Origin of the sequence: Castellaniella sp., assembly GCF_034675845.1 — a bacterium.
In the GTDB taxonomy this organism is placed as follows: domain Bacteria; phylum Pseudomonadota; class Gammaproteobacteria; order Burkholderiales; family Burkholderiaceae_B; genus Castellaniella.
On sequence record NZ_JAUCCU010000001.1, the window covers coordinates 1003929 to 1026314 of the forward strand.

20 protein-coding genes are annotated in these 22386 nt (G+C 58.9%); 2 read left to right on the forward strand and 18 right to left on the reverse strand.

Features of this window, described 5'->3' with window-relative positions:
• The first annotated feature begins 23 nt into the window (after positions 1-23).
• The gene (locus tag VDP81_RS04870; protein WP_323011698.1) at positions 24-1148 is read left to right on the forward strand and encodes an alpha-hydroxy acid oxidase; all 1125 of its coding nucleotides are present in this window, start codon (positions 24-26) and stop codon (positions 1146-1148) included.
• Here the strand turns inward: VDP81_RS04870 and VDP81_RS04875 are convergent.
• From VDP81_RS04875 to tnaA, 18 genes are all read right to left on the reverse strand, one after another.
• Positions 1136-3151 carry a methyl-accepting chemotaxis protein gene (locus tag VDP81_RS04875; protein WP_323011699.1) on the reverse strand — a complete coding sequence of 672 codons (2016 nt, stop codon included), beginning with the start codon at positions 3149-3151 and terminating at the stop codon, positions 1136-1138. The genes VDP81_RS04870 and VDP81_RS04875 overlap by 13 nt on opposite strands.
• Before the next feature lie 210 nt (positions 3152-3361).
• Positions 3362-3919, reverse strand: a complete 558-nt coding sequence (locus VDP81_RS04880; protein WP_322996765.1) for a DUF2818 family protein — start codon at positions 3917-3919, stop codon at positions 3362-3364.
• A gap of 20 nt (positions 3920-3939) precedes the next feature.
• Positions 3940-5424 carry an NADH-quinone oxidoreductase subunit NuoN gene (gene nuoN / locus VDP81_RS04885; RefSeq protein ID WP_322996764.1) on the reverse strand — a complete coding sequence of 495 codons (1485 nt, stop codon included), beginning with the start codon at positions 5422-5424 and terminating at the stop codon, positions 3940-3942.
• Between the two features lie 12 nt (positions 5425-5436).
• Positions 5437-6924, reverse strand: coding sequence for an NADH-quinone oxidoreductase subunit M (locus VDP81_RS04890; RefSeq protein ID WP_323011700.1), 1488 nt, complete (start codon positions 6922-6924; stop codon positions 5437-5439).
• Between the two features lie 11 nt (positions 6925-6935).
• Positions 6936-8972, reverse strand: a complete 2037-nt coding sequence (gene nuoL, locus VDP81_RS04895) for an NADH-quinone oxidoreductase subunit L (protein WP_323011701.1) — start codon at positions 8970-8972, stop codon at positions 6936-6938.
• A 7-nt stretch (positions 8973-8979) separates the two neighbouring features.
• Complete coding sequence (nuoK, locus tag VDP81_RS04900) at positions 8980-9288, reverse strand: NADH-quinone oxidoreductase subunit NuoK (RefSeq protein ID WP_322996938.1); 309 nt, start codon at positions 9286-9288, stop codon at positions 8980-8982.
• Complete coding sequence (locus tag VDP81_RS04905) at positions 9288-9911, reverse strand: NADH-quinone oxidoreductase subunit J (protein ID WP_322996761.1); 624 nt, start codon at positions 9909-9911, stop codon at positions 9288-9290. Before VDP81_RS04905 ends, nuoK begins: the two co-directional genes overlap by 1 nt.
• A gap of 16 nt (positions 9912-9927) precedes the next feature.
• The gene (nuoI, locus tag VDP81_RS04910) at positions 9928-10416 is read right to left on the reverse strand and encodes an NADH-quinone oxidoreductase subunit NuoI (protein ID WP_322996760.1); all 489 of its coding nucleotides are present in this window, start codon (positions 10414-10416) and stop codon (positions 9928-9930) included.
• A 10-nt stretch (positions 10417-10426) separates the two neighbouring features.
• A complete protein-coding gene (nuoH, locus tag VDP81_RS04915; RefSeq protein ID WP_322996759.1) occupies positions 10427-11503 on the reverse strand; it encodes an NADH-quinone oxidoreductase subunit NuoH in 1077 nt (358 codons plus the stop codon).
• On the reverse strand, positions 11503-13836 hold the full coding sequence (gene nuoG, locus VDP81_RS04920) for an NADH-quinone oxidoreductase subunit NuoG (RefSeq protein WP_322996758.1): 2334 nt from the start codon (positions 13834-13836) through the stop codon (positions 11503-11505). The genes nuoH and nuoG overlap by 1 nt, the downstream gene beginning before the upstream one ends.
• A 14-nt stretch (positions 13837-13850) precedes the next feature.
• Positions 13851-15143: an NADH-quinone oxidoreductase subunit NuoF gene (gene nuoF / locus VDP81_RS04925; RefSeq protein WP_416233240.1), complete on the reverse strand. Its 1293-nt coding sequence runs from the start codon at positions 15141-15143 to the stop codon at positions 13851-13853.
• Positions 15144-15217: 74 nt separating this feature from the next.
• Positions 15218-15703, reverse strand: coding sequence for an NADH-quinone oxidoreductase subunit NuoE (gene nuoE / locus VDP81_RS04930; RefSeq protein WP_322996937.1), 486 nt, complete (start codon positions 15701-15703; stop codon positions 15218-15220).
• Positions 15704-15731: 28 nt separating this feature from the next.
• Positions 15732-16985: an NADH-quinone oxidoreductase subunit D gene (locus tag VDP81_RS04935; protein ID WP_322996756.1), complete on the reverse strand. Its 1254-nt coding sequence runs from the start codon at positions 16983-16985 to the stop codon at positions 15732-15734.
• Position 16986: 1 nt separating this feature from the next.
• Complete coding sequence (locus VDP81_RS04940) at positions 16987-17604, reverse strand: NADH-quinone oxidoreductase subunit C (protein WP_323011702.1); 618 nt, start codon at positions 17602-17604, stop codon at positions 16987-16989.
• Between the two features lie 77 nt (positions 17605-17681).
• Complete coding sequence (locus VDP81_RS04945; protein ID WP_066457841.1) at positions 17682-18158, reverse strand: NuoB/complex I 20 kDa subunit family protein; 477 nt, start codon at positions 18156-18158, stop codon at positions 17682-17684.
• A gap of 12 nt (positions 18159-18170) precedes the next feature.
• Entirely contained in the window at positions 18171-18530 is a 360-nt protein-coding gene (locus VDP81_RS04950) for an NADH-quinone oxidoreductase subunit A (protein WP_322996754.1), read from the reverse strand.
• A gap of 160 nt (positions 18531-18690) precedes the next feature.
• The gene (locus VDP81_RS04955; protein WP_323011703.1) at positions 18691-19911 is read right to left on the reverse strand and encodes an aromatic amino acid transporter; all 1221 of its coding nucleotides are present in this window, start codon (positions 19909-19911) and stop codon (positions 18691-18693) included.
• Between the two features lie 137 nt (positions 19912-20048).
• On the reverse strand, positions 20049-21467 hold the full coding sequence (tnaA, locus tag VDP81_RS04960; protein ID WP_323011704.1) for a tryptophanase: 1419 nt from the start codon (positions 21465-21467) through the stop codon (positions 20049-20051).
• 249 nt (positions 21468-21716) lie between these two features.
• Between tnaA and VDP81_RS04965 the strand changes: the two genes are divergently transcribed.
• Positions 21717-22379, forward strand: a complete 663-nt coding sequence (locus VDP81_RS04965) for a PAS domain-containing protein (protein ID WP_323011705.1) — start codon at positions 21717-21719, stop codon at positions 22377-22379.
• Positions 22380-22386 lie beyond the last annotated feature (7 nt).

Here is a 22386-nt window from a genome sequence, read left to right on the forward strand (position 1 = left end):
TACCCGTCCCCACCAATCACACCATGCCCGCTTCTGCCTTGCCTCCCAATTGCGCTCAGGATTACGCCGTCCTGGCCCAACAACAGCTGGACCCTGCTACCTGGGCCTGGTTAGAGTCGGGCGGCGCTGATGAAATCACGGCCCGCGCCAACCAGGCGGCCTACGCCAGACGGCACCTGCGCAGCCGGGTACTGCGACCACTGGCGGGTGCCCATACACGACTGAATCTGGCGGGTCTGGCCCTGCACCACCCCATTTTGATTGCCCCCACGGCGTGGCACGGCCTGGTGCACCCGGAGGCAGAGTCCGCCACTGCCCTGGCTGCCGCCGCCACCCACACGCCCTACATCGTCAGCGCCCAATCGGGCACCCCGATTGAAACCCTGGCCACCCTGCCCGGGCCACCCTGTCTGTGGTTTCAGTTGTATGCCCAGACCCGACGCGAGGACACCCTGGCCCTGGCCCTGCGCGCGCTGGCCGCAGGCGCCAGGGCGCTGGTGCTGACGGTGGACGCGCCGGTCAATGGCGTGCGCAATGCCGAACAACGCAGCGGATTCCGTCTACCCGACTCTATCCGGTCCGTGCATTTGCAAGGCCTGTCGCCCGCCACCGCACGGCCGGTGCCCCCCGGCGGCAGTCCTTTGTTCGACAGCGGCCTGCTGGACGCAGCCCCCACCTGGGACGACATCGCCAGTCTGCGCGCACAATTGCCCGGCACACCCCTATGGCTGAAAGGCATTCTGGACCCGGATGACGCCTTGATGGCATTGGATCGACAGATTGACGGCATTATTGTTTCGAATCACGGCGGCAGATGCCTGGACACCTTGCCCGCCACCCTGGACGCCCTGCCTGGCATCGCCAGCGTTGTCCAAGGCCGCGTTCCCATCCTGCTGGATGGCGGCATCCGGCGCGGCACCGACATCCTGAAGGCCCTGGCCCTGGGGGCTCAGGCTGTCCTGCTGGGCCGCTCCATTCTGCATGCCCTGGCAGCCGGGGGCGCCCCTGCCGTGGCCCATTTGATCCAGACACTGCGCGGGGAGCTGGAAGTCGCCATGGCCCTGACGGGCTGCCGCACCCTGGCCGATATCAGCCCGGACAGTCTGCTGTCAACAGACTGTCCAATGCGCTCTGCTCAACCGCGCTGATAGGCAAGCCGTGCCGCGCCATCGATGGGCAACGTCTGATCGTCATGCAGCTGAAAGCTGGACACCAACTGCAGCAAGGTGTCCGCCTGGGTCTGCAGGCTGGCGGCAGCCGTAGCCGAGTGTTCGACCAGGCTGGCATTTTGGCGGGTAACCCCGTCCATCTGCATGATGGCCGTATTGATTTCCTCGATGCCGGAGGCCTGTTCGCGGCTGGCGGCGCTGATTTCGCCCACTATATTTGTGACCTGGTGAATAGCCGCGACGATTTCCTGCATGGTCGCCCCGGCGTGATCTGCCTGCTCATTGCCTTTATGACTGGAAGCCACCGATGCCTCGATCAGCAACTTGATTTCCTTGGCCGCCGATGCGCTACGCTGGGCTAAGGCTCGGACCTCGGAGGCCACCACGGCAAAGCCGCGCCCTTGTTCACCGGCGCGCGCGGCCTCGACGGCCGCATTGAGCGCCAGAATATTGGTCTGGAAGGCAATGCTGTCGATCACGCTGATAATGTCGACAACCTGCTGAGCCTTGCCATTGATCTCGCCCATGGTGCCGACCAGCTCAGCCACAATCACCCCGCCGTTGCTGGCGATCTGTGCCGCATTATTGGCCAGCGTATTGGCCTGCCGGGCATTATCGGCATTCTGGCGCACGGTGGCAGTGAACTCCTCCATGGTGGCGGCGGTCTCTGCCAGCGAACTGGCCTGCTGTTCTGTGCGTGCGGACAGATTGAGGTTTCCGCTATTGATCTGCCCCGAGGCAGTCGCCACATTGCGGGCGCCAGTACGCACCCGCGCAATCATATCAATCAGGCTGGACTGCATGGTGCGCAGGTGATACATCAGACTGAAATCATCCTGGCTCTGCACCTGGACCGTGTGCGTCAAATCCCCCTGGGCCACATGCATGACCAGACGATTGGCCTCGGCTGGTTCGCCCCCCAGGGGACGCAGCACCAGGCGGCCAATCGCCCCGCTCAGGCAAAGTACCGTCAAGATGACGCTCAGCAGGCCCAAACCCGCTGAAAGCCACTGCAGGCTACGTACATCCTTCAAAACCTGGTCATTCGGCAAGGTCACGGCAAACGCCCAGGGCGCTGTCACACCCGGAAAATAAACGGGCACCTGAATCACCGTGGCCTCGGTTTTGAGCAAGGGGTCATACAAGCGTGTGGCCAGGGTGCCTCCCTCGGCGATGGTGCTCAGGGCTGCCTCAAGATCCGCTGGGCTAAGGCCCAGGTCTTCGCTAAGACGCACGCCCAACAGGCTGCTATCACGGTCACCCGCAAAATACCCCTGATTGGACAGCAGGCTGGCATAGCCGGTTTCAAAAGGCTGCAGTTGACTGACGACCTGCTGCAGACTGGCCAGATCAATGTCGATGTCGACCGCCCCCACCCAAACCCCCTGCCTGAAAATTGGCGCGGAAATTGTGGCCACCAGTACGGTGCGGCCATCTTCAGTGCGCATGGTTGGGTCACTGACGGTCATGTCGCCAGTCTTCTGCGGACTCAAGCCAGCGTCCAACTGGCCAACGCGATCCGCAGCCGCCTGGACAATGCTGCCGTCAGGCTGGCGATCCAGGCGTATCTGATAGGGCTGGTCTGTATCCTGCGATGCTGCGCCCACGGGCTGAGCCCCATGCCCGCCAAAGGCATTGGATTCCCAGGCCACCCGCACGCTCAGATAGGCTGTCTGCTGTTGCAGCACTTGTCGCACCAGGGCGACGGCCTGGGCACGACCTGCCGCACCGGCTGCGCCGAGGACATCCAGAGCGACTGTCAGCGTGCGGGCGGTTTCCACCGCCTGACGCATCTGCTCTGTGGCGTCCATCCCTTCGCTGCGGGCTAACTCTGTGCCATAGCGCGTGGCGCTATCAAGCTGGAAATGGGCGGCCTTACGGGTAAAGACTGTCAGCGTGATTGCAAAACCAGCAATCACGATGCAGGCGACAATCAGCATGAGTTGCTGACGCAACGTGAATCGATGAAACAGGGTTTTCATGGCAATCAATAAGTCTCTGGTGTTTCAGCGGGAAAATTTACCGGATGACCAAATACACTGAGCTAAATAATGAAGACAATCGGGCCAGATAGAATCTTATAGGACGGGCTGAGCACAGATTTGCACAAGCCTGCCAGGAACTTTATCCCTGGCTGTCATCAGGCTGAAAAAAGCCAGATCTCGAAAGAATCACGGCCAGCCTGATATCTTTCAGCGACGACGACGCTGCAACAGGTAATGCCAGACAAAACCAGGATATCCCAGCACCAGGAACAGGGCAAGCGTCACCGCATAGAATTCCCAACCCTGGGGAAACGCGTTGCCCAGGTCGAGTTCCAGCGTAAAGCCTATCGTGCCGATCAACAGATAGCCGACCAGCGCCTCTAGGAAGCGATCAATAAAGGGCTTGGGATCGATAGGCTTGCCCCGCAGCGCAGGATCGGTATCCGCCACCTGATGCGTCCGCGCCAATATTCCCGGCAAAGACAACAGTACGAACAGCAACACCAGGCTGACCAGCAATTTGACGATGAAGAATAAATTGCCCACGCCGCCAAAAGCCCCACCCACCAGGCGCAGAGTGCCCCAGGCCCACAAGGCCAGCAAGGCCAGAAATCCCAGTGCAGAAACCCAGCGCATCAGCCCGCCAAACGACTGCAGCGTCCGCCCCCATGGCCAGGGGGCCAAGGGGCGGTCGATCAGAAACGGTAGATTGGCCAGTGCCAAAGCACCCAGAATGACCAGCCAGACTGAAAAATCAAGGGGCATAGAACCAACCTAAACTGGCATCAGAAGCGCAAGGATTGCTGAATCACGCTGATGCACAAAGCCATCAATCCACCTGGCAAAATGCCCAGGCCGATCACCAGCAGGCCATTGAGCGACATGATCCCCCGGGTAGCCACCGTTCCTGAGCTGAGCATGACATTGTCATCGGGCTCATCAAAGTAGGCGGTCTTGACGATTCGCAGGTAATAGAAGGCGCCGATCAGTGACATCATGACCGCAAACACTGCCAGCCATACATAGCCTGCGCCGATCAGCGCCTGCAGCACGACCAGCTTGGCATAAAAACCAGACAGCGGCGGAATGCCTGCCAACGAGAACATGGACAGCAGCAGTACCCCCGCCAGCAGCGGATTGCGACGGTTCAGGCCCTTGAGGTCGGAGATTTCCTCGCACTCGAAGCCCTGCCGCGACATCAGCAGAATCAAGCCAAAGGTGGACAGCGTCGTCAACACATAAATGACGATATAGAACAACGACGCCCCATAAGCAGCTGCGCTGGCCCCCGGTTGGCCATCATAGACGCCCGACAGCAGGCCCAGAAAGACAAAGCCCATGTGGGAAATGGTGGAATACGCCAACATGCGCTTGAAGTTGGTCTGGGCAATGGCGACGATATTGCCGATGGCCAGCGACAGTGCCGCCATGATCAGCAGCATGGGCTGCCAGTCGATGGCAATGCCGTGCAAGGCCTCGATCAGCAGGCGCAGCATAATCGCAAAGGCAGCGAATTTCGGTGCAGCACCCACCAGCAGCGTGACGGTGGTCGGCGCTCCTTGGTAGACATCGGGCGTCCACATATGAAATGGCGCAGCGGTCAGCTTGAAGGCCAGGCCCGACACAATGAACACGACGCCAAACACCAGCGGCAGGCGCTCGGCGCCGCCTTCGCGGATGACCTGGGCGATTTCAGCCAGGCCGAGTTCCCCGGTGGCGCCATAAATCATGGACATGCCGTACAGCAGGATGCCCGAGGCCAGGCAGCCCAGCACATAGTATTTCATCGCCGCTTCGGTCGCGGGCAGATGATCGCGTCGCAGGGCCACCAAGGCATACAGGGCGAAGGACATGAGTTCGACCCCCAGATACACCGTCAGCATGCTGCCTGCCGAGATCATGATGAACTCGCCCAGCAGCATCAGCAAGGACAGGGAGTAAAGCTCGCCCCCGCGCAACAGCATATCGCGGTTCTCAGCATAGGCCCGGCCATAGATCAAAGTGACGGCCACCGCAATGGCAGACAGGATCTTGAGAAAGTGCGCCAGGGAATCCGTGACGTAAAGATTACTGAAGGTACGTCCCTGGACGCCTTCGCCCCACTGGCCCCAGGAGACCACCACGGCCACCAGCAAAGTGCCCATGGTCAGCATGAACGTCATGCGTCGCTGAGGTTCAGTACCAAAGGCGTCGATCAGCAGTACTGCCCCGGTCAGCACCAGCAGAACAATCTCGGGGGTCGCCAGTGCGAAGTCGAAAAGATTTTGCATCGTGATTCCGGTCTACAGTTTGGATTGAGCGACGTGATCCAGCAGCGCCTGCACCGAGGGGTGCATCAGATCCGTGAAGAAACTGGGGTAGATCCCCATGAATAGCGTCAGGATGGCCAACAAGCCCAGAATCAGGAATTCGCGGCTGCAAATGTCCTTCATGCCATCGACCTGTTCGTTGACCACGGGGCCAAAGGCCACGCGTTTTACCATCCACAGAGAATACCCGGCACCCCAGATCAAGGCCGATGCGGCCAGCAGACCGATCCAGAAGTTGTATTCCACAGCCCCCAGGATGACGGTGAATTCACCGACAAAACCACTGGTGCCGGGCAGACCGGCATTGGCCATGGAAAACAACACAAAAAAGGTGACGAAGCGCGGCATGCGATTGACGATGCCACCGTAGGCATCAATGCGACGCGTGTGCAGCCGGTCGTACATCACGCCGATACACATGAACATGGCCCCGGACACAAACCCGTGCGACAACATCTGGATGATGCCGCCTTCGAGGCCGGTGACGTTGAAGACAAAGAAACCCAGCGTGACAAAGCCCATGTGCGCCACAGACGAATAGGCCACCAGCTTCTTCATGTCGTCCTGGACGATGGCGACCAGCCCGATATAAATCACCGCTACCAGCGACAGGGCGATCATCACCCCGGCCAGGCTGTGCGAGGCATCGGGTGCGATGGGCAGCGAGAAACGCAGGAAAGCATAGGCCCCGAGCTTCAGCATGATGGCGGCCAGTACGATGGACCCCCCGGTGGGGGCCTCGACGTGGGCGTCAGGCAGCCAGGTGTGGATGGGCCACATCGGGATCTTGACGGCAAAGGCTGCGAACAGCGCCACGAAGATGAACATCTGCTCGGTGTAGCCCAATGGCAGTTGGTGCCAGGTTGCCACATCGAACGAGCCATTGGCCGCATGCCACAGGTAGATGAAGGCGATCAGCGTGAGCAGCGACCCCATCAGGGTATACAGGAAGAACTTGAACGCAGCATACACGCGGTTGGGACCGCCCCAGGCGCCGATGATGATGTACATCGGAATCAGGGTGGCCTCGAAGAACACGTAGAACAGCATGCCGTCCTGCGCGCTGAAGACCCCGATCATCAGTCCCGACAGAATCAGAAAAGCCGCGTTGTACTGCGCCACACGGGATTTGATCACTTCCCAGCCCGCCAGAATGACGATGATGGTGATGAAGGCCGTGAGTAATACGAACCAGACCGAAATCCCGTCGATCCCCAGGTGGTAATTGAGGTTGAATGCCTCGACCCACGGGGTATTCTCGACGAACTGCATATCGGCCGTGCGGGGATTGAACCCCGTGTACAAGGGCAAGGTGACCAGCAGGCTGAGGATAGAGCCGACCAGCGACAGCACCCGGGCGGGGCCTAGATTGTTGTCGCGGCCAATCAGCAGGACGAGCAGACCAAAGAAGATCGGTAAAAAGATCGACAGGGTCAGCCAAGGAAGGGTAGAAGACGCCATTTCGCTAGCCATCAAGGAACCATCAGGACGAAGAATGTGAGAAACACCATGATGCCGATGATCATGGCGAAGGCGTAGTGGTAGATGTAGCCGGACTGCAGCAGACGGACAGTGGCGGCGGTCGCCCCCACCAGCCGAGCACTGCCATTGACGATGATGCCGTCGATGATGCCGCGATCACCACCCTGCCACAGGCCTCGGCCCAGAGCACGGGCGAAGCGGGCCACGATCTGCTCGTTGAACCAATCAAAGTAGTACTTGTTGTCCAACAGACGATAGACCGGCGCAAAGACGCGGGCGAAGGCCGCCGGCACCGCCGGATTGACCAGCCAGCAATACCAGGCCACCACCAGCCCAGCCAGCAACAGCACGATCGGGAACGCCGTGAAGCCATGCAGGCCATAGGCGACCCAACCATGCCATTCGGCGGTCAAGGCAGCCATGGCGGGGTGCTGGGCCAGTACCGTGATGGATTGCCCAAAGTAGCCGTCGAACAGCAAGGGATCAACAAACCAGACACCCGCCACGACCGACATAAAGGCCAGAATGACCAGCGGCACGGTGACCACCCAAGGAGATTCCTTGGGTTCGGCACCATGCAGAGCATGGATGCCCGGACCATCGCCATGGTTGGTCCAATGACCTTCATCGTGAGCATGGTCTTCGTGGTGATTCTGGTGGTAGCGGGGTTTGCCGTGAAATACCAGGAACAACAGGCGGAAGGAATACAGCGAGGTGACGAACACACCGCACAAGGTCATGACGTAGGCAAAGCCCGCGCCTGGGACGTTCGCGGCATGGACAGCGGAAATAATGCTTTCCTTGGAGTAATAGCCGGAGAAGAACGGCGTCCCGACCAAGGCCAGACTGCCGATCAGCATCGTGATCCAGGTGATCGGCATGCGCTTCCACAGCCCGCCCATGTGACGCATGTCCTGATCGTGCAACATGCCCATGATGACCGAGCCGGCGCCCAGGAACAGCAGCGCCTTGAAGAAAGCGTGGGTCATCAAGTGGAAGATGGCGACCGAGTAGGCCGAAGCGCCCAGCGCCACCACCATATAGCCCAACTGGGACAGGGTGGAATAAGCCACCACGCGCTTGATGTCGTTCTGGATGACCCCCAGGATACCCAGGAAGAAGGCCCCAAAGGCACCGATCACCAGCATCACGGATAGCGCTGTGTCGGAGAGTTCGTAGAGTGGTGAAAACCGCGCCACCATGAAGATACCGGCCGTCACCATCGTGGCGGCGTGGATCAGGGCGGAAATCGGGGTCGGGCCTTCCATCGAGTCGGGCAGCCAGACGTGCAGCGGCGCTTGAGCGGATTTACCCATGGCACCCACAAACAGGCACAGACAGGCCACCGTCAGCATCTGCCAGTCGGTCCCCGGGAAGACGATTGCCCCCAGACGGTCAGCCTGGGCAAAGACCTCGGTGTAGTTCAGGCTGCCGGTGTAGGCGTACAGCAGGCCTATGCCCAGCACAAAGCCGAAATCGCCCACGCGGTTGACCATGAAGGCCTTGAGGTTGGCGAACACAGCGGAGGGCTTCGAGTAATAAAAACCGATCAGCAGATAGGACACCAGACCGACGGCTTCCCAGCCGAAGAACAGCTGCAGCATATTGTTCGACATCACCAGCATCAGCATGGAGAACGTGAACAGGGAAATATAAGAGAAGAAACGGTTATAGCCGGGGTCTTCTGCCATGTAGCCTATGGTGTAGATGTGCACCATCAGCGACACGCCGGTGACCACCACCATCATCAGGGCAGTCAGGGAATCGATCAGAAAGCCGATCTCGAACTTATACGGCCCGATCATGGACCAGGTATAGATGGTGCCATTGAAGGTCTGCCCATCCATCACCTGTTGCAGCACGATCAACGAACCGACAAACGAAATCAACACCCCCAGGATGGTCAGGCCATGGGCAGCGCGTCGACAGATCCAGGACCCCATGAAGCCGGTGCCGAAAAAACCGACCACCAGCGCTGTCGCCAGCGGAGCCAGCGCAATCAATAAATAAAGACTTTGTGCAGACATGGTGTCCTTACCCCTTCAGCTGGTCAAGCTTGTCAACACTGATGTTGCTGAGATTACGGAACAGCAGCACCAGAATGGCCAGCCCGATGGCAGCCTCGGCGGCAGCGACGGTCAGCACGAAAAACACGAATACCTGCCCGTCAGGATTGCCCGACCAGGCGGAAAACGCGACAAAATTCATGTTGGCGGAGAGCAGAATGAGCTCGATCGACATCAGCAGCACGATCAGGTTGCGCCGATTGAGAAAAAACCCGAATACACCCGTGGCAAACAGGATTGCCCCGACAATCAGATAATGGCTAAGTCCGATTTCCATCATTTTTCGGCTCCTTCGGATTCGGCTGGGGTATCCACCACGGTGGCCATCTGCACCACGCGGATGCGATCGGCAGCCTTGACCCGAACCTGGCGGTTGGGGTGGGTGCGTTTATAGTCGGTGCGGGCGCGCATGGTCAGGGCAATGGCGGCAATCATACCCACCAGCAGGATCAGCCCACCAATCTGCACGGCATACGCGAAATGCGTGTACATGGCGGTCCCCAGCACCAGGGTATTGTCGACGTTATCAGCCGGCAATTGCAGCGGCGGCGCATTGCCCCAGGCACGCAGCACCACAAAGACCATTTCGGCCACCATGATCCCACCGATGACCAGCCCCAAAGGCAGATAGACCTTCATGCCGCTCTGGAGGCCTTCCAGGCGCATGTCCAGCATCATCACCACGAACAGGAACAGCACCATCACGGCGCCGACATAGACGATCACCAGGGCCAAGGCCAGGAACTCGGCCTGGATCAGCATCCACATCATGGAGGCTGTGAAAAAGGCCAGAATCAGGTGCAAGACCCCAGTGACGGGGCTGGTAGCCGTGATGACGCGAAACGCCGCCACGACCAGCACAATGGCCAACAGATAAAAAAGAATTGAATCAAAACTCATGGTCGGTCTTCCGGCATCAGCGATAAGGTGCGTCGGCGGCGCGACGGGCGGCGATTTCCGGCTCGTAGCGATCCCCCACGGCCAGCAGCATGTCCTTGGTGTAGTACAGATCACCTCGTTTTTCGCCGTGGTATTCGTACAGATGGGTCTCGACGATGGCATCGGTCGGACAGGCTTCTTCGCAGAAACCACAGAAGATGCACTTGGCCAGATCGATATCGTAGCGTGTGGTGCGACGGCTGCCGTCCTCGCGCTGTTCTGATTCGATGGTAATGGCCAATGCCGGACAGACGGCCTCGCAAAGCTTGCAGGCAATGCAACGTTCCTCGCCGTTATCGTAGCGGCGCTGCGCATGCAGACCACGGAAACGCGGCGACGTAGGCGTGTTTTCCATCGGGTAGCGCAAGGTGATCTTGCGCTTGAAGAAGTATTTGCCCGTCAGGCGCATGCCTTCGAGCATTTCCTTCAGCATCAGACTGCCGAAGAAGTCTTTGATTGCTTCCATGATGATCCCCTTACTGCTGCCAGATGTTCCAGGGCGTCTGCATCCAGATCGCCACCACCACCAGCCAGACCCCCGTCAGGGGGATGAAGACCTTCCAGCCCAGACGCATGATCTGGTCGTAGCGGTAGCGCGGGAAGGTGGCGCGGAACCAAATGAACATGGATACGACGACAAAGGTCTTGATGCCCAGCCAGAGCCAGCCCGGCACCCAGGTAAAGGGCGCGATATCCAGCGGCGGCAGCCAGCCGCCCAGGAACATGACCGCTGCCATGGCCGACAGCAAAATCATATTGGCATATTCGCCCAGGAAGAACAGGGCGAAGCCCATGCCCGAGTATTCGACCATATGGCCGGCGACGATTTCGGACTCGCACTCAGCCATGTCGAAGGGGTGGCGGTTGGTTTCGGCCACCGAAGCGATGATGTAGATGATGAACAGCGGGAACAGCGGCAGCCAGTTCCAGGACAGAATGCTGACGCCATGATCGGCAAACCAGCCCATCCCCTGCCCCTGGACGATGCCAGAGAGATTCAGTGTGCCCGAGACCAGCAGCACCGTCACCAGGACAAAGCCCACCGCCAATTCGTAGGAAACCATCTGAGCCGAAGCGCGCAGGGCAGCCAACAGAGCGTATTTGGAATTGGACGCCCAGCCAGCCACAATCACGCCGTACACACCGACCGACGTGATGGCCAGGATGAACAGCAGTCCGGCATTGATGTTGGCCAGCACGACTTCAGGCTGGAACGGAATCACCGCCCAGGCCGCCAGCGCCGGTGTCAGCGTCACAATGGGCGCCACAATATACAGGACCGGGTTGGCTTTGCTGGGGACGATGAGTTCCTTGGTCAGCAGCTTGAACACATCGGCAAACGGCTGCAACAGGCCGCGATAGCCGACGCGGTTAGGCCCCAGGCGCACGTGCATGAAGCCGATCATCTTGCGTTCCCAGTACGTGAGATAAGCCACGCACAGGATGATGGGGACGGCAATGACGACGATTTTCACCAGCGTCCAGACCACCAGCCAAGGGGTGGCACCGATCATCTCGGTACCGTAGGCGTTAAGGATATTCAACCAGTCCATTAGCGTCGCTCCAGCTGGATGGCACCTGAGCCCATGCCCAGGGCTGCGGTCTGTTCAAAGGCGCCGGCGATACGCACAGCATCGTCAGCCACGGTATCGTCCCGGGCAGCAGTCAGGTCCACCGATCCGTGGACACTGGACACCCGCACGGCATCACCGGCGGACAAGCCCTGCGCCTGCAGCGTGGCGGCATTCATGGCGGCCTGCGGCGGCGCCGAATTGATGTGTTCCTGCAGCGGCTGCGATCGGCGCACCAAGGCATCCGTGCGATAGATGGGGAGTTCGGCCACACGTTCGAGGCCAACTGCCTGAGCGGCGGCCACGCCCGGTGCCTGGCGGATCTCGTTGGACAGGCGTCCATCCACCCCACCGACCATCACCGTGTCGCGCACAGATTCGGAGGTCTCGTCGTCGAAGCCTTGCAGCCCCAGGAGATTGCCCAGCACGCGCAGCACCTTCCAGCCCGGACGGGTATCGCCCACCGGGGCAGCCACGCCCTTGAAGCTTTGCACTCGGCCTTCGGCATTGACAAAAGAACCGGAGGTCTCGGTGAACGGCGCGATCGGCAGCATGACGTCAGCCCAATCCTCGGCCGCCGAACGGAACGCCGTGAAGGCCACGGCCATGGCCGAGCCTTGCAGCGCACGCACGGCGCGTTCGCCGAGCTCGCTGTCCAGGCGCGGTTCGGCATGCAGCACCAGATACGTCTTAAGCGGATCACCACCCAGCATCTGGCGGGCATTTAAGCCGCCAGCGGCAGGCACTGCACCGGCCAGATAGCCACCCACCGTATTGCCGCCCGAGGTCAGGAAGCCGAAGCGTCCTCCTGCCAGTTGAGCGATCAACTGGGCATTGGCAGCCAGCAAGGCAACCTGATCGTCGGACACGGCCAGGTTGCCCATGAAAACAGCCACGCGTTCGCCCGAAGCCAGGCTATCGGCGATGGCGCGAGCGGCATCGCCTGGTTGGACGCCCGTGAGGGTGTCGGGCAGCGGCTGGGACTTCAGTGCGGCCAAGGCCACGGCGATTTCAGCCAGTGCCTGAACCACGCCGGAGGGCTTGACCGTGATGCGACCGGCGACAGGCACCAGCGGGTCCGTCGCCACGCTATCAACCAGCGAAAGTTGCATGCCCTGTTTAGCGGCCTGGCGCAGACGCTGGGCCATCAGGGGGTGGTCTTTGCGCAGGAAGGAGCCCACCACCAGGGCGCGGTCCAGCGTATTGAGATCGGCAATCGGCATGCCCAACCAAGGAGCACCACCCCGCACGGCGTCCAGGGCCGCGCTATCGCCGCGCAGACGGAAGTCGATGTTCTCGGAGCCCAGGGCGCGAGTCAGACGCGCCAGCAAGGCGAGTTCTTCAAGAGTAGCGGTTTCGGTGCCCAGGACACCGATCTGGCTGGCGCCACCGTCTTCGCGCACCTGATTCAGGCCGGTCACCACGGACTGCAGGGCGTCGGACCAGGAGGCCTCGTGCCACTGGCCATCGCAGCCACGCACCATGGGGTGCTGCAGGCGATCCTCGACGTACAGACCAGCATACGAGAAGCGGTCACGGTCGCTGATCCAGCATTCGTTGATCGGCTCGTTTTCAAAAGGCACCACGCGCAGGACGCGGTCCATCTTGCTTTGCACGACCAGATTGGCCCCAACGCTGTCATGCGGGCTGATGGAACGGCGACGGGCGAGTTCCCAGGTACGCGCACCCATCATGAAGGGCTTGGACAGCAAGGCCCCCACCGGACAGACGTCAATCATATTGCCGGAGAGTTCGGATTCGACGGCCTCGCCCACAAACGTGGTGATTTCGGAGAATTCACCCCGATTGAGCATGCCGATTTCCATGATGCCGCCGATTTCCTGGCCCACGCGTACGCAGCGGGTGCAGTGAATGCAACGCTGCATTTGTTCGGCTGAAATCAGTGGGCCCATGGGCTTATGGAAGACCACGCGCTTGGTTTCCTTGTAGCGCGAGGCGGATTCGCCATAGCCCATGGCCAGATCCTGCAGCTGGCATTCGCCACCCTGATCGCACACGGGGCAATCCAGGGGGTGATTGATCAGCAGGAACTCCATCACGGCGCGTTGCGCCTCGACGGCTTTGGGAGATCGCGTGTACACCACCATGCCGTTGGTGACTGGTGTGGCACAGGCCGGCAGTTGTTTGGGGGCCTTTTCGACCTCGACCAGACACATGCGGCAGTTGGCGGCAATGCTGAGTTTCTTGTGATAACAGAAATGCGGAATGTACAGCCCGGCCGCATGAGCAGCCTGGATGACCATGCTGCCTTCTTCGGCTTGGACTTTGAGCCCATCAATGGTGAGTTCTACCATGGCTTGTCCTGACCCTACAGATACTTGGCAACCACACAGTCTTGGTGGTCGACGTGGTGGACGAATTCGTCGCGGAAGTGCTTGATGAAGCTGCGTACCGGCATAGCGGCGGCGTCGGCCAGCGCACAGATGGTGCGACCCATCATGTTGTGCGCCACCGAGTCCAGGGTTTCGATGTCTTCCATCGTGCCCTGGCCATGTTCCATGCGCTGCATCATGCGATACAGCCAGCCTGTGCCTTCACGGCACGGCGTGCACTGACCGCAGGATTCTTCCATGTAGAAGAACGACAAGCGCATCAGTGATTTCACCATGCAGCGGGTTTCATCCATGACGATGACCGCGCCTGAACCCAGCATGGAGCCGGCCTTGGCAATGGAGTCATAGTCCATGTTGGTGTTCATCATGATGTCGGCAGGCAGCACGGGCGACGAGGAACCACCCGGAATGACGGCTTTCAGCTTACGTCCGCCCTTGACCCCGCCGGCGAGTTCCAACAAGGTAGAAAACGGCGTGCCCAGGGGGATTTCGTAGTTTCCGGGCAGTTCGACATCACCCGAAATGGAAAAGATCTTTGTCCCGCCGGCTTTTTCGATACCCGCCTCCAGGTAGGCCTGGCCCCCCATCTGAAACACAAAAGGCACCGAGGCGAATGTTTCAGTATTGTTGATGGTGGTGGGCTTGCCGTACAGGCCAAAGCTGGCTGGAAACGGCGGCTTGAAGCGCGGCTGACCTTTTTTTCCTTCCAGGGATTCGAGCAACGCGGTTTCTTCGCCACAGATATAGGCGCCAAAACCATGGTGGGCATGCAGCTGGAACGAAAAATCCGTCCCCAGAATGCGGTCGCCCAGAAAGCCGGCCTGACGGGCCTGTTCGAGGGCCTCTTCGAAGCGGCTGTAAACCTGGAAGATCTCGCCGTGGATATAGTTGTAGCCCACGGATGCGCCCATGGCGTAACCGCCGATGATCATGCCCTCGATCACGGCATGCGGGTTGTAGCGCAGCAGATCGCGGTCTTTAAAGGTACCGGGTTCGCCTTCGTCGGAATTGCACACCACGTATTTCTGGCCGGGAAGCTTGCGCGGCATGAAAGACCACTTCAGGCCCGTGGGAAACCCGGCTCCCCCGCGCCCACGCAGGCTGGAGGCTTTGAGCTCGGCGACCACGTCGTCAGGCGTCATGCCGGTCGAGAGGATTTTTTTCAGGGATTCATAGCCGCCGCGCGCCACGTAATCCTGGAGCCCCCAGTTGTCGCCGTTCAGGCCGGCCAACATCATGGGTTTGATATGGCGACCATGGAAGATCATGCTGCGCGCAGGATTATCACCCAAGGCAGGATTCAGCGCATCCGTGCCGTATTTTTGCAAAACATCCAGGGCGCTCATGCCGACTCCTTCAGTTCGCGGATCAGGGCATCGATTTTTTCAGGCTGCATGCGGCAGCACATATGTTTGCCATTGGCAATCATCACCGGCGCATCGCCGCAGGCGCCCATGCATTCACCCTCGAGCAAGGTGAACATGCCATCCGGCGTGGTCTCGTGAAAATCGATCCCGAGCGTGTCCTTGAGGTGCTGGGCCGACTGCGTGCTGCCCTGCAAGGCACAGGGAAGATTGGTGCAGATCGTCAGCGTGTAACGCCCTACTGGCTGGGTGTTGTACATACCATAGAAGGTCGCGACTTCCTGGACGGCAATGGGCGGCATGCCCAGGTAGTCCGCCACGTCGCGAATGACTTCGGGCGACACCCAGGATTTTTCATCCTGGGCAATGGTCAGCGCAGCCATTACGGCGGATCGTTTTTGATCCGCCGGATATTTAGTGATTTCCCGGTCGATATCCCGGTAGGCTTGTTCGGAAAGCAGCATCGTCATGGTTCCTGTGGTGTCCGGGCCTTTAGCGATCGATTTCGCCAAACACGATGTCCTGGGTACCAATAATGGTGACCACGTCGGAGATCATGTGGCCCTTGGACATTTCTTCAAGCGCGTGCAAATGGGCAAAACCCGGCGCACGAATTTTCATGCGATAGGGTTTATTGGCGCCATCGGACACCAAGTAGATGCCGAACTCGCCCTTGGGGTGCTCGACGGCGGCATAGGATTCGCCTTCAGGCACGTGCATGCCTTCAGTGAAGAGCTTGAAATGGTGGATCATGTCTTCCATGCCGGTCTTCATGTGCTCGCGCTTTGGCGGAGCGACCTTGTGATTGCCGGTGATGACGGGGCCGGGATTGTTGCGCAACCATTCGATGCACTGGCGAATGATGCGGTTGGATTGGCGCATTTCCTCGATGCGGCACAGGTAGCGGTCGTAGCAATCGCCATTGGTACCCACGGGAATATCGAACTCGACGCGGTCATAGACCTCGTAGGGCTGTTTCTTGCGCAAATCCCACTCGATCCCCGAACCGCGCAGCATGGGGCCGGTGAAACCCAACGCCAAGGCGCGCTCTGGCGATACCACCCCGACATCGACCAAGCGCTGCTTCCAGATACGGTTATCGGTCAGCAGCACTTCGTACTCGTCCACGCAGGCGGGGAAGCGATTGGTGAAGTCCTCGATGAAATCCAGCAAAGACCCGGAGCGCGCCTCGTTCATGGCACGCAGTTCTTTGTCGGAACGGTATTTGGAGCCCTTGTATTGGGGCATGGTATCGGGCAGATCGCGGTAGACGCCGCCTGGCCGGTAGTAGGCTGCGTGCATGCGCGCACCGGAGACGGCCTCGTAGCAATCCATCAGGTCTTCGCGCTCGCGGAATGCATACAGAAACACCGCCATGGCACCCACGTCCAGCGCATGCGAGCCCAGGGACATCAAGTGATTCAGGATACGGGTGATCTCGTCGAACATCACGCGTATGTACTGCGCCCGCAGCGGGATCTGAATGCCCAACAGGCGCTCGACCGACAGGCAATACGCGTGCTCATTGCACATCATGGACACATAGTCCAGGCGATCCATATAAGGCAAGGTCTGCAGAAATGTGCGGTGTTCGGCCAGTTTTTCGGTGGCGCGATGCAGCAAACCGATATGCGGATCCGCCCGCTGGACGACTTCGCCGTCAAGTTCGAGCACCAGGCGCAGCACCCCGTGCGCAGCCGGATGCTGAGGGCCGAAGTTAAGGTTGTAGTTCTGGATTTCTGCCATATCAGTACCGCTCTATGCCGTAGTGGTCCTCGCGCACCACGCGCGGCGTGATTTCACGCGGCTCGATGGTGACGGGCTGGTAAATGACGCGTTTTTGTTCGGCGTCGTAGCGCATTTCCACATGCCCGGAAATCGGGAAGTCCTTGCGGAAAGGGTGACCGATGAAACCATAGTCAGTGAGAATCCGGCGCAGGTCCGGGTGGCCTTCGAAGACGATGCCATACAGGTCGAAGGCTTCGCGTTCGAACCAATTGACAGCCGGCCAGATATCGACCAGGGATGCCACCACGGGGAACTCATCGTGCTCGGCGTAGACCCGCACGCGCAGGCGCCAGTTATGGGTGACCGACAGCAGATGGATAACCACCGCAAAGCGATGCGGATGGATATGGCTGTGGTCTGCGCTGTAAGTGGGGGCCTTCCAGGCGGAATAATCCAGTCCGCACAGGTCCATACAGGATTCAAACCGCAGGTCGGCGTGATCGCGCAGCGTGCGGCAGACGTCGACCCAAGCAGACTGGGGTAATTGCAGGGTAAGCTCGCCCAGGGATTCGGTCAGGTCGATCGAATTCCCCAGGACATCGCGTAAATTGGTTTCTAAGGTCTGTAGCCGTGTCATATGCGGATCGTCATGGTCGGATCAAAAGGGAGCTGCCAGGCGAAGAACGGAGATACTCCCGGCCTTCGGGCATCCCGCTAGCGAGCAATGGTATTGGTCAGGCGGATTTTGTTTTGCATCTGCAACAAACCGTAGACCAGGGCTTCAGCCGTCGGCGGACAGCCCGGCACATAGACATCGACGGGCACGATACGGTCACAGCCACGCACCACCGAATAGGAATAATGGTAGTAGCCGCCACCGTTGGCACAGGACCCCATGGAAACCACCCAGCGGGGCTCCGGCATCTGGTCGTAGACCTTGCGCAGGGCCGGCGCCATCTTGTTGCATAGCGTACCGGCGACGATCATCAGGTCGGATTGACGAGGACTGGGCCGGAAAATAATGCCGAACTGATCCAGGTCGTAGCGCGCCGCGCCCGCATGCATCATTTCGACCGCACAGCAGGCCAGACCGAAGGTCATGGGCCACAGCGAGCCGGTTTTCGCCCAGTTGAGGAATTTATCCGCACTGGTTGTCATGAAGCCTTTTTCCATGACGCCTTCAACAGCCATTTTGCTTACCCCTTATTCCCAATCCAGCGCACCGCGGCGCCATTCGTAGATGAAGCCCACCGTCAGGATGCCCAAAAAGATGGCAACCGCCCAGAAGCCCACCATGCCCACTGCGCCATTCGCCATCGCCCAAGGGAACAAAAATGCGATTTCCAGGTCAAACATGATGAACAGAATGGCCACCAGGTAGTAGCGCACGTCGAATTTCATGCGCGAATCACCGAAGGATTCGAAGCCGCATTCGTAGACGGAGAGCTTTTCGGCATCGGGGATATTGCGCCCCAGCAAACGCCCCGCCACCAGCAGTGCCGAGCCAATCAGCGTGGCAACGATGATGAAAAGCAGCACCGGAAAGTACTGTTCTAGATTCATGGATGGCCCCTGCCAAAGAAGATCAAACTACAGGATTGTAGCATTTCGACAAGCACTGTCGTGGGGAAAACCAGTAGGCTGCGCATTTGGTCGCGATGGGGTCAGAGAAGCACAAACAGGCTTTCAGAGACCTGAAAGCCTGTATCAAGATACTGCAGGCTTAAAGCACGTACACCGGCAGCAAATTCGCCATGTTCAGCAGGTGGAAGATTGCCGCCAGCACCCCGAAAGCAATCACGATCCAGGCCAAGGCATTACCGCCGGGGCATTTGAAGCCAGTATCCCGACCGGCCTGCAAGCGACGACTTTTAATCACCAGCCAGCCCGGGATGATGCACGTCCAGATGGTCGCCACAGCACCTGCGTAGCTGATGGCAAATACAAAGCCGAAAGGCACCAGCAAAGATCCCAGCAGCGGCGGCAAAAAAGTAACCAGGGATGTTTTCAGACGTCCCATGCGGGTGTCTGCTATACCCAGCAGATCGGCCATGTAATCAAACAGCCCCAGCCCCACGCCGATGAACGACGATAAAATGGCCGCCATCGAAAAAGCTGTCAGCATATTGTGCACAAACGATGAATTGACGGTGTCGCCAATGGCTGTCAGCAAGGTATCCACATCCCCACCCGCCGCCATCACCGGACCGAACTCTGGGCGCGGCACATTGCCAAACACCCCCAGCAGCCACACCACATAAAAGACGACTGCAATGCCCGTACCACCCAGGATGGCCAGACTGGCGCGCCGCTCGTCGCGATAATAAATCCGCATGGAAGCCACCGAATGGTGGTAGCCGAATGACGTCACCGCCACCGGCACCAGCACCAGGGCGTACTTGGCATAGGATTCATCCATCTGGCTGTGGTTCAGCAAGACGGCAAGATCGATATTCGCCACCAAGCCATAGACGCTCAGGCCGAAGGTGCCCAGCATCAAAATGATCAACAAGGTAGAGACGCGATCCACCAGGCGGGTCGACCACCAGACCAAGGCCCCAAAAACAATGACATACAAGATGGCGGCGAACTTGCTCTGCAAGCCCAACAAGCCCTGCAAAATATTACCCGCCGTGGTGGTGTACGCATACAACAGGATGGCACCCACAAAATAGACGGCCAGGTTGTTGATGACGCTGACCACCGGACCCAGCAGTTCCTTGGTCACCGTATGAAACGATGCCCGGAAATTCGGAAAGGTCTTGAAGGTTTCCAGCAACATCCAGCCCGACGCCGTCATCACGATCATGGTCAGGATAATCACCAGAATGGACCAGGCAGTCCAGGCGCCTGCCCCCGCGCTGGGCAGGGCCAGAATCCCCGCCCCCACGCAAACCCCTGCCACAATGCAGGCTCCGCCAAAAATTGAAGGCGAACGCGCCATGTTGTCTCCTTGGTATCGGCTTGGTCCCGATATGTAAAACCATGCCGCAAAGGCATGGTTATTTATTATGTGATGCCAGCGTGCGCTGGCGGCAAACCGACCCGGGCAAGCTGCACCCAGGCCCTGGAAGCGGATCTTTAAGCGATTTCTTTCAGGCGCGCAGTAAAGTGGCGCAGCACCGGAGGTTCATAGATGAAGTCCAGACCCTTGATGTTGCCAGCCCCTTCCTTGACCTTCTGGAATGCCTCGATGATGTAGTCCATATGGGTCTGCGTGTAAGTGGCGCGCGGAATGGTCAGCCGCAGGAGTTCTGCCGGGCAGGCCATTTGCTCGCCGGTCTTGGGGTCGCGGCCTTGCAGCAACGAACCGATTTCCACCGCCCGCACCCCACCGACCCTATAGAGCTCGCAGCTGAGGGCATGGGCCGGGAATTGCGTGCTGGGTATATGCGGCAACAACTTTTGAGCATCCACAAAGGCTGCATGTCCACCTGCCTGCTGGCACTGAACGCCCACGCTTTCCAGCCCGGCCACCAGGTATTCGATCTGGCGGATCCGGTAGGCCAGCCAGTCTTCACGCATGCCGTCATGCAGGCCTACGCTGAGGCGCTCCATGGCGCCGCCCTCGAGACCGCCATAGGTCGGAAAGCCTTCTTGCAATACGCACAAAGTCCGGCATTCGTTATAGACGTCTTCAAGCGACTCGTCTTTGATGCAAAGCAGGCCGCCCATCGGGACCATCGGGTCTTTTTTGGCGGACATGGAAATCACATCGCCGTATTGGTAGGTTTCACGCGTGATTTCCGCGATCGTCCAGCCCTGGTATTCAGCTTCGCGCTGCTGGATGAAATAGGCGTTCTCGGCAAAGCGAGCCGAATCAATCACCAGGGGAATGTCGTATTTCTTGGCGATGGCATGGACTGCCTTGATATTGGCCAGCGATACGGGCTGGCCACCTGAGGAATTATTCGTGATGGTGGCGACGATATACGGCACGTGCTGAGCACCGACTGCCTGGATGGTGCGCTCGACCTGATCCAGATCGAAATTGCCCTTGAAGTCGGCGCGTGCTGCCGTATCAAAAGCTTCTTTGGTATAGGCATTGACGACCTGACAACCATTGATCTGGGTATGGCCCTGGGTGGTATCAAAGAAATAATTGGAGATCGCCGTCATCTTGCTGCGATCCAGGCCTTTTTCTTTTTCACGCTTTTGGATCAGCACTGGGATATAGAGCTGCTCGGCACCACGCCCCTGGTGAGTCGGAATCGTGTATTGATAACCGAAGATATCCTTGACCGTATCGCGCAGGCGGTTGTAGCTGCGGCTGCCGGCATAGGCTTCGTCGCCGCGCAACATGGCTGCCTGCATATCCTGAGTGACCGCACCCGTGCCGCTGTCCGTCAGCAGATCAATGAACACGTCCTCACTATCCAGCAGAAACGGGTTCATCCAGGCCTTTTTGATGGCCTCTTCCCGATAGGCGCGGGTGGTGCGTTTGACGGGCTCGATTACACGAATCCGAAAGGGTTCCGGCAGGTGCTTAAAATTTTCCACGACGTTATCCTGGCTTTGATAAAAATAAATAGGGCCACGCACTATCTGAGAAAACAATAATTTTGTTTAGGCTCACTGGGAATAGTTTCCATGCTTCAGAAACATAATGTGAACCTGTCTCAAATAATACGATTAAATGATATTAATTGAGCAGTAATTTATCAAATACTAGGGTTTATATCTAATTAATTGATAATTTATCAATAATATAATAATTATTTATCAATTAATCGCGATCAGGAGATAGAAATGCGGCATAACATTGGCTTGATCGATTTCCTGGGCCAGGTATTAGGGCCAGACTACGGCATCGCTCTGTACCAGCATACCGGCACAGACTTCACCGTCATCGCCGTCAGTAATGGCCACATCTGTGATTGCGGGCTGGGTGCCACGCTGCCCGCCGCATTGCGGCTGCGCCTGGAACAAGACGCCAGCCAGGCCAGCACGCGGGTCACACCGATGGCCCACGTGACGCATCAGCAAAAAATACTGCGCGCCTCGATCCACCCGCTGCACAGCCCCGATGGCCAGCTAACGGGGGCCATCTGTATTTATTTCGACGACAGTCGCTATCGCAACCTAAGCGCCCAATTGCTGCGCTTGCGCCATCCGGATAGCTTTGTGGATCATTATTTTGAAGCATCACCCCCGCACGATCCAGCCCTGTCGTCCATTGCCTCCGCGTCTGGCACCGAGGCCCTCAGTCCGGAACGGATCTTGCAGAAATATCTGTCTCCCTGCGCCCTGCCCGCCCCCGGCAAACTCAGCACCAAAGAACGCAAGGCGCTAGTCGGGAAGCTGATGGAGGCGGGGTTTTTCGAGCTTAAAGGGGCCATCCCAGCACTGGCCAAAAGCATGGCTTGCTCGCCTGCCACTGTGTACCGTTACGTCGCAGGCCACAAAAGATGAGCTGGCA